The sequence below is a fragment of the Myxococcus xanthus genome (genome assembly GCF_013116825.1).
GTDB lineage: Bacteria > Myxococcota > Myxococcia > Myxococcales > Myxococcaceae > Myxococcus > Myxococcus xanthus_B.
Genome location: NZ_JABFNS010000027.1, coordinates 1 through 13,280, shown reverse-complemented (window position 1 = coordinate 13,280; position 13,280 = coordinate 1). Strand labels below are relative to the sequence as shown.

Below are 13,280 nucleotides of genomic sequence, written 5' to 3'. Positions count from 1 at the left end.
CCACCGCCACGGGATGGTTGCGCCGGCTACTTGAAGCAAAGGGTGGTCGTGGTCAGCATGTCCGTTCGTTTGACCCATTCGACTGTCCTGCAGGTCTCGCCGGGGCCGCAGGCGTCATCGTCCTGGCAGCGGCGGTGACACTGGCGGTCGCCCTTCTCCGCCTGGCAGTAGAGCTCTTCGTCAGGGGCGGGCGGGCCACAGACCTGGCTGACGTAGCACTCCTCGTCGGCGTTCGCGCACGCGTCAGTGAAGGAGCAGGCCGCGAGCGAGGAATTCGGTAGATGGGACGTATCGTCTCCGCAGCCAGCGGAGAACAGGAGGCAGAGCAGGCTCATCAGTGACAGTCGCATGGGACCTTGGGAAAGGGAGAGGCGTTTCCCCAAGTATACGATAGGCGAATGGCGCGGGCCATCAACGCCCCACAGACGTGGGAGCGGAGGCGTCGCGGGCGGCCGCGTGCAACTTCGCGGTTGGGATTGAGGAGGCGCGCCGCCGCTGTCTTTTCTCTTCACTCCCGAGAATCGAGAAGGCCGCCTCGTGCTGGGACAGGAGTCGCAGCCTTCGTGTCCAGGGTGGGTGTCGCCTTGCGGTCGACGCGGCGATACCTGGAGGAAAAGCTGTCCAATGGCACACGCGTTCTGGATTCGGAGTGCGTGCCTTTAAAGCTGAAAATGGAATTCGTGCGTTCATTGTTGTGGCGGTTATCCGGCGTGACAGTCCTCACGTCGGACCGCCATCCCCAAGTCCAAGCGGATTGGAGCAAGACAATGAAGGTCAGTCGAGTGGCCCCCATGTGGCGAATGCTGAGTGCGGCCCTGGCGTTCGGCATGATGAGCGCGTGCGGTTTTGAGTTGGAGGACGAATCCGTGGTTTCCGAAGAGGCACCGGTGGACGGTGAGTCGTCATCGGACTCGGTGTCGGCGATGGCCGGTGACCGTTATGCCGACGCAGTCGTCCAAAGCGGTGTCATCGCCGTCCTCAATCCGAACAACGCCGTGGGCGCACCGGATGGGAACGCCGCGAGTTTCCTGGGACTTCTTGGCGGTTCCATCGTTCTGGACATGGGCCTGGGCGAAGAGGGCACAGGGCCGCTGCGCGTCTACTACCAGGGCCTTTCGCTGGCGGTCATCGCCCAGGTGGAGTTCCTTCGTGGGGACATGAGCATCATCAGCACGGGACAGGCGAACCTGCTGGACCTGGGGCTCGGGACCCACTCCACGCTGGTGCCATTCAGCAACGCCACGCCGTACCGCTATGTGAGGCTGCGCAGTGGGGTTGCCTCGTTGTTCGGCTTGGACGCGGTGGAGGATACGGGCGGAGGTGTGAGCGCCGTGTGTGGCGATGGCCGTATCAACAATGGGGAGCAGTGTGACGACGGCAACCGGGTTTCGTCAGATGGCTGCAGCAGCACCTGCCGGGTGGAGCCGGGGTACACCTGCAATGGCATGCAGCCCAGTGTCTGTACGGACGTCAATGAATGCACGAATGGCACTGCCCAGTGTTCGGTGAATGCGATTTGCACGAACACGCCGGGAAGTTACACCTGCACCTGCAGGCCGGGCTACTGGGGAAATGGTTGGACGTGCAGTGACATCGACGAGTGCTCGAACGGGACTGCCGCGTGCAATCCCAGCCAGGTGTGCGTCAACACGCCGGGTGGCTATGAGTGCGTGGGTGGCTCCTGTCCGGCTCCCCGGGTGCAGTGTGGCGCGCAGTGCGTGGATGTGTCGTCGGACGAGAGCAACTGCGGCGCCTGCGGAGTTGTCTGTCCGGCGGCGAAGACCTGCTCGTCGGGCGTCTGCGTCATGGCGTAGCCTGGACCGACGCTGCCGCTCGCTGAAGGACATCATTGGCTGGCGGGCTCACCGCCCTCGCGGCGCAATACGGCGTCGCGAGGGTGGGGTTCTCCTGGCATGGTGATGGGACGAGGCGCGGTGGCTCAGGACTTCTTCCTGGCTTCGTCAATCACCTCTTGCTTGGAGAGGGGCTTGAGCGAGCCGTCCGGCTGCCCCTGGAAGAAGTCGAACTCGTGGATGGTGCCCTTGAGCAGGTACTCCTTGTCCCGCGCCGAGTTCACCATCGCGCGTTCGCGAAACGTGAACGAGGGCTTCTCGGGGTCCACACCGACCAGGGGCATGATGGCGCGCTCTTCAGGGGTGGGCTGCCAGAGCGGCTGCGGACGTGGCTCGGAGCGCAGCACCGCGGTCTCGTCGAAGCCGGGCTTGGTGCTCGTCCGGAGGTCGCGCTGGATGTCGAGCTGGTCGAGCACCACACCGCTCTTGGGGGCCTTGGCCGGGTTGGTGACGATGCGGTCCTTGCCGTAGAGCGGGTTGTCGACCAGGGGCCCCGTGGCCGTGCCGTCCACGCCCACCGGCGGGCCGCTGAAGGACGTATACGGCGTCTTCGCCTTGATGGACTTTTCGCCATCGACGTGGTCGGAGGCGCTGGTGGTGACGCTGTCGCCCGCGGGCTGGAGTTTGCCGTGCTTGTCGATGGCGGACTTCGACGTTCCGTACCCCGGCTGGATGGCGTCGAACGCGAAGTTCTCACGGCGCGACAGCGGCACATCCGGCTTGATACGTGGCATGGCCGCGTTGTTGCCACCATCCCGGCGATCCATGGCATCCATGATGTCGCTCATCAGGTCCAGGCTGTTGTTCCGCGCCCGTGTCTCGCTCGCAATCTGAGACGGGCTTGGTGCCTTGGTGGAGTGATGGGCGACTTGCGGCAGCACGCGGGGCGGTGCCCTGTGGCCGCCGGCGTGGAGCACTCCTCGTGCGCCTTGCTTCAACAACGTCGTCGTTACCCTTGTGATCGTACCCATGATGTAGACCCCCCTGGTTTGAGGCATGAGGTGCGTTCCTTCATGCCTTTGTGCGAATTGTCCTTCATCTGCGCACGGAGTTGCGTGGGGGAGGGCGATTTGGGCGAGGGCGCAGCTGTGTCCTGTTCGAGGCCTCCGTCTTTCGAGGGTGGGCCTTCCGGGATGACGTGAGTCGCCACCGGATGGATTGAATGGACAGCGCGCGTCCACAGTCGCGGGAAAGACACAGCCTCAGCGGCCCTCGCCAGGGAATGACGCGGTCGCTCCAACGTGTGCGTTGCCATGGTCAGATACGCCCTTTAGCGTCGCACCTGTCATTGGCGGATGAAGAGCCCGTTGACGCCCCACCTACTCTCCGAGGTCAGAGGATGCGCAGATTGCTGCCCCAGGACGTCTTTGTTTCCAGCGCCGCTCTTGAACGACGCGAGTCTCACGCCCGTGCTGCACGCAGACTCGTGGGAGTCTTGTTGGTCGCCCTGTTCATCGGAGTGCCAGGCCGCGCGGAGGCATCCGATGCCTCGCTCGCGCCGAACTTCTATTCGGGGCATGGCATCACGGTTCATGCGGTGCGGCACATCACGGATAGGCTCATCGACGTGGAAATCTCCACGCCGCTGATCGCGCCTCACGCGGTCTATGATCCACGCCACCACGTTCGGGTGCTCCTGCCGACGGGGTATTACAACAACCCGGGCGTGCGTTACCCCACGGTCTACCTGTTGCACGGGGGAGGAGGTGCGAACTCGGCTCAGTGGGTGGAGTTCGGTGCGGCGTATGCGATTACCGAGAACATGCCCGTCATCACCATCATGCCGGATGGCGGCAAGGTCGGTTGGTACACGAACTGGGTCTTCCCTCGCGGGGTGAATCAGGCGTGGGAGGAGTTCCACCTCAACCAGCTCATTCCGTGGGTGGACCAGAACCTGCGCACGCTGGCGTACAAGCGGGGCCGCGCCATCGCGGGGCTGTCCATGGGCGGCTTCGGGGCCATCAGCTACGCCGCGCGGCGCCCCGACCTGTTTGCCTATGCGGCCAGTTTCTCGGGGGCGCTGGACCTGGGGGACGCCGCCATCCGCGCCACCATCACGGAGGAGGGGACACGGTGGCTGCAGAACCCGGATGGGGCGTTCGGCTCTCCCTTCTGGCCCTTCGACCAGGCCTGGAACATGAACAACCCCATTCCGCGCGCGGCGTCTCTGCGGGGCGTGGCCGTCGCCTTGTATGCGGGGTCGGGCATCTGGGATGGGGATGTGCTCGAACGCGTCCCGGGGGCGTCCACGGACCGGTTCCACCATGCGCTGAATGCCGCGGGCGTGCCGCACCACTACGAGATGTATGGCCGCCCCGCGCCCGGCCAGAAGCCCTTCGGTTGTGACGGCGGGCACAACTTCAGTTGCTGGAACTACGCGTTCTTCGACGTGCTGCCGCGCATGTTGGCCGTGCTTGACGGGCCGTAAGCCCAACGGCACTTCAGGTGATGGAGCCCTTCGTCCGATGCGAAGGGCTCCCGTTGCCACCCGCGCGAGCCGAGCGTCGGTGCATCCGCGGCGTACAGGAGGTCGCCATGGCCGAAGTCCTCGGCCATTCGCTCCGGACCGAAGCGGCGGACGAAGAGCGCCGTGACATCCGTCGATGACACCCGGGGCGTCGAATGCAGCCCGGAGTCGCCGAACGCACCAGCGGCACCGAGGTAGAACAACGGGACGCGGATGCCCGAGAGCTCGGGCCTGGGTGTCGTCCCGCACCAGACTTCGTCGAGTTCCACGGTCTCACGCAGCGACGGGTGTGGCGGCGCGCTGGCGAACCACGCGCTCACGCTGTCCTCGGACGACTCGCGCAATGCCGTGACGTCGCAGTTGGCGTCGAGCACGGCGACCGCCGACACGTGGCGGCCGTTGGCGGCGGCATACGCGTAGGCGAGCGCTCCGTCATGCGAGAATCCACCGAGCACGATTCAGCCCCTATCGCGGTCGCCGCTGTGCCGCGCCGCCCGTGCGAAGGTGAGCGCGGTTGCGATGTCTCCGAGGGACATGTCGTCCCGTGTTCATCGCGGCTTCGCTTCGCGGAAGCAGGGCCGGAAGCCAGTCACTCAAGGCGGTGGTGTTTGAGGGTGCGGAATTCGAAGCGACGCAGCGCCTGGGTGAGGGCTGCACGGACGTGGATTGACCTGAGGTCAGCTCGACATGGAAATGGATTGTCAGGTCTCAGGGTGTCGCGCTCTGACAGGTAGGCCCATCTCCTGTGTGGGCCACGGCAATTCCCATCACAATCGGAAGTGCCCTGGCATGTTGTTGACTCGAAGTCTGGCTTGAGGGGACACTTCTCGCTCACCCAGGGAGGCCGAACATGAAGAAGCCTGCTCGTACGAAGCGTGCAAAGACTTTCAAGGTCACGGTGCGCGTTCTGAAGGTGTCCGCGCTCAAGGCATTTGAAACCAACGTGTCCAACATTTCCCACATCTCGAAGTAGCGTCGTCCCGGGCACGACATGGGCGTTCAATCAGGCGTCGTGCTCCTCGAAATGGCGAGGGGAATCTCCGTCCTTCAGACCCGCAGGGCGCTGATGGAGATACGGGGCCTCCCCTTTGCTCTTCTCGTCTCCATCCTCGGAGACGTTCGCCGCGGAGGGCACGCCGCGGTCGTCCGCGCGCTGGTGAAGGCGGGCGTCGACCCTGCCGGAGCCAGGGAGCTCGGGGCGCGGCTCGAAGAGGAAGGGGCGCTGGGGAGAGGCGCTCCACGTTGGATGGACGAGCACGCCCTCCGCAAGGCATTGGGAATCACCGGCAGGCTGCGACTGGGACCTCTTCGCACGGCCGACATTTCCGAGCACAGCGGACCCCTCATCCAACTGAGCGCCACACGTTGGCGAAGCGCTGGCAGTGGTGTGTGTATCGCCTGTGGTCTGCTCTGGGAGGTCCAGAGCGCGGATGCGCCCGATGAGGCCGCCGCCGTGGCGAATGCGCTCCCTCGCCGCGCCGTGATTGCGCTGGGGGCAGCCGAGCTGACCGCCCTCCGGCAAGCCATGAAGCCACATTCCCTCGATGCGCGTGCCTGGACAGAGGGGGCCTACGGGCGGGCAGACGCCAGACGCATCCGGTCCCGACCCGCGGCGGGATGCCCGTGCTCCGCGAACAGGGGCGCGGCGAAGCGCATCGGCAGGCTGGAGGGCTCGCGGATGGCCGGTGCCGCGCTGGGGCGCGTGGGAATCACGACGCGCGAAGCCACGGTCCGTGGCAGGAGGGGGGAGCCTCCCATTGTCACCCTGACCTGGGGCGCCGCCACCCTGCGTCTTCGGAAACGAGGTCGTCCCGTGGTGTCAGGACATTTCCTGGCCCAGGTGGGCGTCGGAGCATCCCTGGAGGAGCGGAGGCTGACCGCGCGAGCAGAGGCCATCGAGCGTGCCTCGTCGCTCCTTCGTGTGCCCGACGTCTGCGCGACTCCGGCGCGTGCGCTCGAGCAACCTTTCCTGCCCCTGCGTGATTGGGACCTCTACACGCCGGAGCAGTACGCAAGCCCGGGGTTCCCCTACGCGCCAGTCACCCAGGACACGCCACTGGATTGGGTCAGGGCCACGGATGCGGAGACCGGTGAGCAATTGCTCGTTCCCGCGGCCTTCACGACTTCCGAACGGCTCGTGGGCCCGCGCTTCCTGTGTGCCTCATCCAATGGCGTCGCGACGCATACGAGCGATGACGCCGCGTTGCGGTCCGCGCTCCTGGAGGTGGTAGAGCGCGATGCGCTCCAGCTCGCCTGGTACCGAGGTCAAGGGGCGCGGCGCCTCGACATGGCTACGCTCGGCATTGATGAGGGGGTGTTTCGTCATTTCAAGGGGGCGGGCTGGACTCTCCACTTCTCGTACCTGCCCGGTCGCGCCGGCCTGCACGTCATCGCGCTCATCGCCGAAGCGACAGGAGCGGGAGCGTTCCCCAAGGGAGGGTCGCTCCTCGCCGCCGCGGCAGCGGGGGACCCGGCAGTGGCCGTGCACCGGGCGCTCCGTGAGATGCGAATGTTGACGGAGGCGGTGGCCCTGCGTCGGGAGCTTCCGATTGACTTCGAGGCGCTCCGACGGCCCCCGGTCCTGGAGAACTACTGGCTCGTCGACTCCCTCCTCGACATCACGTTGCTCTACTTGAACCCCGCGATGCGGAGCGCTGTCGACCTGCTCCTGGAAGGTCCCCCGGTGGCGCTCCCTCGTGTTCGGCTCCCCGACGCGGCGGGGGCGCTCGTTACGAGGTTCCGACAGCATGGGCTGCGCACCCTGGTCATCAATCTCACGCTGGCGGCGGCCTCTCCGTTCCGGACTTGCCAGGCGCTGGTCCTTGGGACGCAGCCTCTGGCGTTCTGTCCGAGCCTGTTACGCCTCGGGAGTGGGCTGCTGCCGCGCCGCCTGCCCCCGCGCAATCCCCAACTGCCCTCATCGCCGCTCAAGCTCAGGCGAGGGTTGCTGAATCCGTACCTGCTTCCGCTGGCATGAGCCTCACCGAACGCGCGAGGCGACCTCTCGAATGAGCGAACGCGTCATCATTCTGGGCGCGGGCCTCGCGGGACTGGCGGCAGCGCATGCGCTTGTCCTCGCGGGCCGGGATGTCGTCGTGCTCGAGGCACGCTCTCGTGTCGGTGGCCGGGTTTTGACCCTGCGGCAGCCGTTCCTGGACGGAATGTACGCCGAGGCGGGCGCGAAGTACGTCCTCAGCGGGCACTCGACGGTCCTCGGCTTGGCGAGGAGGCTCGGCCTGGAGCTCGACCCGCTGCCAGTTCCGCACACGTCGGCCTTGCGGCCCTTCCATCTTCGGGGACGTCGCATCCTGGCCCCCATCGGTGATGACACAGGCCTCCCGTATGTCCTTGGGGCGGATGAGCAGCAGCTCGGCCTTTCAGGCCTCTATCGGAGGTACGTGTCTCCCCTCGTGGAGGCTGTCGGCGACCCCTTCCATGCGTCCTGGCCCAGTCCAGGCGCGACCCACCTGGATGGCTTGACCCTTCGTGAGGCGCTCGCGGAACGGGGCGCTTCTTCAGCGGCCATCGACGCGGTGAGCCTGGGGCGGTTTGACCTCGTGGGTGATGGCATCGACGCAAGCTCGGCGCTTGGCGTTCTTCGACGGGAGTTGCTGACTGTCGGCAGAGGAGGCTCGAGCGCCTACACCTTGAGGGGCGGAAGTGACCGGCTTCCCGCCGCCCTGGCGGAGACGCTCGGTGGAAGGATTCAGTTCGGATGTGCCGCGAAGCGCATCGCGCAGGAACAGGGGACCGTCCGCGTGTATTGCCGCAGCAGCACGGGAGAACACACGACTTTCACAGCGGAGCGGCTCGTGTGCGCCATTCCGTTCTCGGTCCTTCGTGATGTTGAGCTCGTCCCCGCCTTCTCGGCGGACAAGCTGCGGGCGATTCGCGAGCTCGAGCATACGTCCGTCGTGCGCACCTTCATCCAATACCGGCGCCGCCTCTGGACAGAGTGGGGGTGGTCAAGTGGGTGGCTGACGGACCTCCCCATCATGCACGTCCTCGACGCCGCACCGACACAACCACCGCCGTCAGGCATCCTCGAAGCGTATTGCGTGGGCCCGTGCGCCCGCGCGGCGGGCCTTCTCTCCGAGGAGGAGCGCATCGCGATGACTGTGCGGGGCCTGAGCCAGTTCGCGCCGGAGCTGTCCTCCGAAGTGCAGAGCGGAACCTCCTATGCATGGGACCTGGACCCTTGGGCTCGGGGCGCCTTTGCGTGGTTCCGGCCGACGCAGCTCACGCAGTGGGGACACGCGCTCGTAGCGCGCGAAGGCCGCGTCCACTTCGCCGGAGACCAAACCTCTCCCATGCCCGGCTGGATGGAGGGGGCTCTCTTCTCTGGCCAACGCGCCGCCCTTGAAATCCTGTCAGGAGCCAGCGGGGCGTGCATGGCAGGAGGCCTGCGCGGCGCCTGATTCAGGCCGCGGAAGCGATATGCGAGTGGCCGTGGGGGCGGCTTCCCGATCTCCTCGGTGCTGGTGAGTCTTGCCAGCACGGTGACGCGCCCGGTCAGTCTGGCGCTGGGCCGCGGAGGGGAGGGGGCTGGTTGCGGAGGGCCCGAACCCGTTTTCGCGGCGGGCGCGGGTGGGGCGAAAAAAGGTGGCCGTGCGAACGCAGATACCGGCAGCGTCGGGCAGGCTTCGAGGGTTGCAGGTCGGGACTGAGGGCAGCGGCGCGGCCTGCCCCCCTCGTCGTCGGGCCATTCTTTCGCAGATACTCAGGGACACATCAGCGCGACCGACTTGATCCGCACCGCGCCATCGACGTTCGCATCGTTTGTCTGGTCGCCGATGGCGAGGGCGCCGTTCGTCGTGAAGTTGGTCCGCGTGAGCTTCGCGACGCCGTCGATGCTGACCGTCGCCACCTTCTCTGCATCCACCGCGAGCTCGTAGACATGATACGCGCCGTCGGTCACTGAGAACGCCGCGGACTGAGTGTTATCCGCCCAGCCGATCGCCGCGCTGTCGAGGTAGAGCATCTGCGAACGATCCAAGGTGTTGCCAAACGGCTGCGTGAAGCTCCCAAGGATGGCCGCTCCACTGTCGAACGTGTTGTGCGTGTTCACCGATTCGACCTGCATCGTCACTTGAAGCTTGAACGGCTTCGTTCCGTCGAACGCGTCTGCCCGCGTGATAAGCAGTTGCCCACTCGTCGCCGAGCCGCTGTTCGTCGACGTCGCGAGGCGAACGTAGTCCGCGCCGTACGTGAGCGTGTTCGGCGTCTGCGCGACCGTCGTCCAGCCTTGCTCCATGATGTCGTCGCCGCCGTTCAGCAGCGGAATGCTTGCGCGCGCCGTCCAGTTCGTCGTCGACGCCGACGATGAGCACGTTTCGCAGGCATTGGCCGGGTTCGGCGTACCCTCGGCGTAGAGAATGCCGTCGATGAAGCACTTCGGGCTGCACACTCCATCCGAGCAAACTTGTCCCGGGTTGCATTGCGTCCCGTCCGCGCGTTGCGTCCACGTGGTCGCGGACGTCGCCGGCTCGCACTGTTCGCACGAATTCGCCGAGTTCACTGCTCCGGAGGCGACCTGCTGGTCGCCGATCTGACACCGCGCGACGCAGACACCACCCTCACAGGCCTCAGCAGTCCCGCACGCCTGGTCGCAACCTCCGCAGTGCGCCGGGTCGGTCTCGATGCTCGTACAGGTGTCGCCGCACAGCGCGACGCCGACGCTGTCGCACGTCTCTGGCGCAGACGCGTCGGGTGGAGCGGTGGGGGTGGAATCGTCGCCGCAAGCAGCTACGAAGCCGAGCACGACGAGGCAGGAGAGCGCGATACCGCGAGTGGAGGCCATTTCGCCCGTCACCTTACGCGCCCCCTGTGCGCCAGCAATGACGATGCGCTGGCCTCCAGCCCCACCCGAACGCCTCGTCCGATTTCACCTTCTGCAGCGGAACAGGAGACGTTCCGCTGGGAGCTCCGGTGTTGCGCTGAAGGAGCGGACGGCCTGCGTCCCTACTTGCTGGCCTGGGGCGGAGGGCCGGCCTTCCGGGGACGGCGCGATGTCTTGGCGGCCGCCGCTGGCCTCCCCGCGGCTTTCTTGCCACGCGTCGCCGCGGCTTTCTTGGGGCGGGGGGCGCGGGGTTTCTCCTCCTCCGTGGAAGCGCCGTCACCGCGGCGGACGCGTGCCACCGCGTCGTTCACGGACTGGGCCACCCGCGCAATCCGTGGGCTGGCCCCAAGGGAGTGGGTCAGTCCCTGCACCTTGTGGGACACGGAGCTCAACGCGCGGCGCTCCCGGTCCGACACGGGGAGCAGCGCCGCTCCCGCGACGCCTGCTGCCAGCGTGGTCAACCCGATGGCCACCGCGTGTTCACCCAGTTGGTCGGCTGCCCAGGCGCGTGCCTTGCCTGCTCGCTCACGGAGTCTGTCTCCACTGGGGACCCGGTCTCGCAGATGCTCCAGTGTCTCGCGCCCTCGGGTGCTGACCCGTTGCATGGCCTCGCGTGTATGAGCGGCCACCTTCTGGGGGCCTGTCTTCTCTTCGTCATGGGCCTTGCGGCGCTTCCAGGCCGCGGTGAGCTTGCCCAACCTCTTTCTCCCGGTTTTGGTCGTCTGCGCCTTGGCCATCGCGCTCTCCCTTGTTTCGCCCTCATTGGGGGCCGGCGTTCCTCGTGTCAAAGAAGGTATGGATGAGAGAACCCGGCGCAATGTACTGCTGCGGGTGAGGACGGCCGGCACGACGAAGGCACGCTGGGCGCCGAGCGCGGCGCCCAGCCACATTCCTCCATCCGTGGCCAGCGCGACCGTCGTGCTGCCAGCCGGGCCCCTCGCCCTCGCCGCGCCTGCCTTGACCAGGGTCGCGGCCGCGTTGAGAGCCAGTCCCGTTCCGCCATGCTTGAAGCGTTGGAATGCCTCCTGGTCCTCGAAGAGGACGACCTCCGAAGATGTCTGTCCGCCCAGCTGAACTCCCACGGTCAGCTGGACCAGCGCCGCGTATCCGACCAGCCGCCCATGACGGAAGACCTCGCCCATCCCCCAGGTGCCTCCGAGCACGGCGCTCCCCTGGCCTAGCGAAGGGAAGACGGCATAGGCGTAGGCCCGAGCCCTCGCCTGGGCCAGCGCCGGTGAGCGGGCCTCCAGCCGGTGCAATGCCGCCCGTGCGTCACCATGCAGTCTGCGGTGGACGCGCAGCTCCATCCTCGCGAGCTTCAGCGCGCGTTGGCCTTGGCTCACCAGTTTGTCTCGGATGGGCGCTTCATTCGTGGCGAGCACTGGCCTGCGCCTTGATGATCCGGGTGAGCAGCAGGGCGGCAGCCGTCAGCCCCGTGGTCAGGGCAGGAGGGGGCTGCGATGCTTGCAGCCGCGGCTGCTGCCCGGTGTCATCGGCCCCGTTCTCCTCGGAGGACTCCTGCCTGCGGAAGCGCCGCATCAGGCCGCCGTTCCCTCGCTCCGATGTGTCCGACGAACGCGGAATGAACGTGAACTTCTGTCCGCCCAGGGAGGCCTCGAGCAGCATGCCGCCACGCGAATAGGCGTGGGCAACGCACTTCGCATAGTTGATGGTTCCGGACGCCGCCGCCTTCACGAGCACTGCGGACGCGTTGGCGGCGAAGGCCGCCTTTCCTCCCTTGAACGCTTCAAGGGCATTACGGTCATGGAAGAAGATGAGCTCGCTCAGGGTCTGTCCGCCCACCTGGACTCCGAGGGTCAACTGGCTCAGCGTGGCGAAGCCAATCGGCTTGCCCTTCTCGAAGACCTCGCCGTGGCCGTATGAGCCGCCGAGGACCAGCGATGCCCTGCCCAGCGAGGGGAAGACGGCATAGCCCTCTACCTGCTCCAGCTCTTTTTTCAGCTCCGGGTGCTTGAGCACCAGGCGGTCCACCGTTGCCACGGCCTCTTCGTGCAGCGTCTTCTCCTGCTCTGGCTTCATGTTCGCCTCCTGATGAATCAACGTGGCGACGGCCATGCCCGCAAGGTACCCACGGGACGTGCGTGCGAACGACCACGCCGTGAGCGGTCTGGTTGCCCGGACGTGACGCGGAGGTGTCTACCTTCGGTGTCAGGAGGACGCACATCATGGCCTCGACGAAGACAAAGGAGAGGAAGCGCTCGCGCGGCCCAGCGCGACGCGCATCACCCAGGATGGAAGCTGCGCAGAAGCAGCTCGAACAGGTCACGGGATACGCGCGGGGCCGGGTGAAGGAGCGCCTGAACTTCCAGCGGGGCTTGCTCGTGTCGGTGCTGGAGGACATGGCAGAGGGGTTGAGCAGCGCCACCCGGCGTGCACCGAGCCCGGCATCGCAACGCATGCTGGAGACGGGAGAGCGCATGTTTCGCGGCGCCTCCTCGCGGCTGGATGAGCAATCCGTCGAGGCATTCCTGGACCGCACGGGGCAGTTCGTGCGGCAGCGCCCGGGATTGTTGCTCACGGGACTGCTGGGGGCAGGCCTGCTCGCGGGGCGGGTGTTTCGCGCCAGCGGTGCAGGTGATGTGGAAGGGGAGGCTGAGTCATGAGACGTAGCGCGAACAAGACGGCTGCGCGCGAGGGACGGAACGGCGGCGCTCCAGGTCAGACGCAAGGGGGACTGGCGCCGTTGCGGACGGTCCGCGACAAGGGCCGGGCGGTTGCCGGGAGCCTCCGAGAGAAGTTTCCCTCGCGAGACGATGCGCGCTCCCGCGCGGTGGGAGCCCAGACGTGGACAGCGCGGACGATGCGAGAGCATCCCGTGGGGGCGGGACTTGGGGTCCTGGCCCTGGGCTTCCTGTCGGCTTCCCTCTTGCCGGCCTCGGCGCTGGAGCGTCGCGCATATACACGTGCGGCGGGAAAGGCGCGGGATCTGGCCGACCGCTTGGACGCATCGGGGCGATTCGAAGAAGTCCTGGCGACCGTACGGCACATGGCGGCGGACGCGGCGGCCGAGCAGCTGGCCTCGTTACGGCCCGAGCCCGAGGAAGGTCCTCCGCGGCGCAAGTTGGAGCGGGTGGACCGAAAGGGTGGGTGATTGCCGGGC

General features: G+C 66.7%; 15 protein-coding genes. 7 read left to right on the top strand and 8 right to left on the bottom strand.

Features of this window, described 5'->3' with window-relative positions; translation table 11 throughout:
* Positions 1–26: 26 nt before the first annotated feature.
* A complete protein-coding gene (locus tag HNV26_RS10265; RefSeq protein ID WP_171441822.1) occupies positions 27–350 on the bottom strand; it encodes a hypothetical protein in 324 nt (107 codons plus the stop codon).
* Positions 351–767: 417 nt separating this feature from the next.
* On the opposite strand from HNV26_RS10265, the gene HNV26_RS10260 reads away from it, so the two are divergent.
* Entirely contained in the window at positions 768–1,814 is a 1,047-nt protein-coding gene (locus HNV26_RS10260) for an EGF domain-containing protein (RefSeq protein ID WP_253816423.1), read from the top strand.
* A 125-nt stretch (positions 1,815–1,939) separates the two neighbouring features.
* Here HNV26_RS10260 and HNV26_RS10255 read toward each other — a convergent pair whose 3' ends face one another.
* Entirely contained in the window at positions 1,940–2,641 is a 702-nt protein-coding gene (locus HNV26_RS10255) for a hypothetical protein (RefSeq protein ID WP_253816422.1), read from the bottom strand.
* Between the two features lie 638 nt (positions 2,642–3,279).
* On the opposite strand from HNV26_RS10255, the gene HNV26_RS10250 reads away from it, so the two are divergent.
* Positions 3,280–4,281, top strand: a complete 1,002-nt coding sequence (locus HNV26_RS10250; protein WP_171441825.1) for an alpha/beta hydrolase — start codon at positions 3,280–3,282, stop codon at positions 4,279–4,281.
* Here HNV26_RS10250 and HNV26_RS10245 read toward each other — a convergent pair.
* Positions 4,227–4,775, bottom strand: a complete 549-nt coding sequence (locus tag HNV26_RS10245) for a hypothetical protein (protein WP_253816420.1) — start codon at positions 4,773–4,775, stop codon at positions 4,227–4,229. The genes HNV26_RS10250 and HNV26_RS10245 overlap by 55 nt on opposite strands.
* A 395-nt stretch (positions 4,776–5,170) precedes the next feature.
* On the opposite strand from HNV26_RS10245, the gene HNV26_RS38930 reads away from it, so the two are divergent.
* On the top strand, positions 5,171–5,293 hold the full coding sequence (locus HNV26_RS38930; RefSeq protein WP_301338470.1) for a hypothetical protein: 123 nt from the start codon (positions 5,171–5,173) through the stop codon (positions 5,291–5,293).
* Between the two features lie 30 nt (positions 5,294–5,323).
* Here HNV26_RS38930 and HNV26_RS38320 read toward each other — a convergent pair whose 3' ends face one another.
* Together HNV26_RS38320 and HNV26_RS38315 are read right to left on the bottom strand one after the other, a co-directional pair.
* The gene (locus HNV26_RS38320) at positions 5,324–5,578 is read right to left on the bottom strand and encodes a hypothetical protein (protein ID WP_253816419.1); all 255 of its coding nucleotides are present in this window, start codon (positions 5,576–5,578) and stop codon (positions 5,324–5,326) included.
* A gap of 311 nt (positions 5,579–5,889) precedes the next feature.
* The gene (locus tag HNV26_RS38315; protein ID WP_253816432.1) at positions 5,890–6,048 is read right to left on the bottom strand and encodes a hypothetical protein; all 159 of its coding nucleotides are present in this window, start codon (positions 6,046–6,048) and stop codon (positions 5,890–5,892) included.
* Between the two features lie 85 nt (positions 6,049–6,133).
* Here HNV26_RS38315 and HNV26_RS10240 point away from each other — a divergent pair, with 85 nt between their 5' ends.
* Entirely contained in the window at positions 6,134–7,297 is a 1,164-nt protein-coding gene (locus HNV26_RS10240) for a YcaO-like family protein (protein ID WP_366816831.1), read from the top strand.
* 31 nt (positions 7,298–7,328) lie between these two features.
* Positions 7,329–8,738: a flavin monoamine oxidase family protein gene (locus HNV26_RS10235; protein WP_171441827.1), complete on the top strand. Its 1,410-nt coding sequence runs from the start codon at positions 7,329–7,331 to the stop codon at positions 8,736–8,738.
* A 302-nt stretch (positions 8,739–9,040) separates the two neighbouring features.
* Here HNV26_RS10235 and HNV26_RS10230 read toward each other — a convergent pair whose 3' ends face one another.
* The 3 genes from HNV26_RS10230 to HNV26_RS10220 all read right to left on the bottom strand — a co-directional run bounded on the left by HNV26_RS10230 (position 9,041) and on the right by HNV26_RS10220 (position 12,199).
* Entirely contained in the window at positions 9,041–10,132 is a 1,092-nt protein-coding gene (locus HNV26_RS10230) for a hypothetical protein (protein ID WP_366816830.1), read from the bottom strand.
* Between the two features lie 149 nt (positions 10,133–10,281).
* Entirely contained in the window at positions 10,282–11,502 is a 1,221-nt protein-coding gene (locus HNV26_RS38310; RefSeq protein WP_253816417.1) for a lipid-binding SYLF domain-containing protein, read from the bottom strand.
* Between the two features lie 22 nt (positions 11,503–11,524).
* A complete protein-coding gene (locus HNV26_RS10220; protein ID WP_253816416.1) occupies positions 11,525–12,199 on the bottom strand; it encodes a lipid-binding SYLF domain-containing protein in 675 nt (224 codons plus the stop codon).
* 212 nt (positions 12,200–12,411) lie between these two features.
* Between HNV26_RS10220 and HNV26_RS10215 the strand changes: the two genes are divergently transcribed.
* Both HNV26_RS10215 and HNV26_RS38305 read left to right on the top strand, forming a co-directional pair.
* The gene (locus tag HNV26_RS10215; RefSeq protein ID WP_171445546.1) at positions 12,412–12,783 is read left to right on the top strand and encodes a hypothetical protein; all 372 of its coding nucleotides are present in this window, start codon (positions 12,412–12,414) and stop codon (positions 12,781–12,783) included.
* Positions 12,780–13,271, top strand: a complete 492-nt coding sequence (locus HNV26_RS38305; RefSeq protein ID WP_253816415.1) for a hypothetical protein — start codon at positions 12,780–12,782, stop codon at positions 13,269–13,271. Before HNV26_RS10215 ends, HNV26_RS38305 begins: the two co-directional genes overlap by 4 nt.
* The last annotated feature ends 9 nt before the right edge of the window (positions 13,272–13,280 follow it).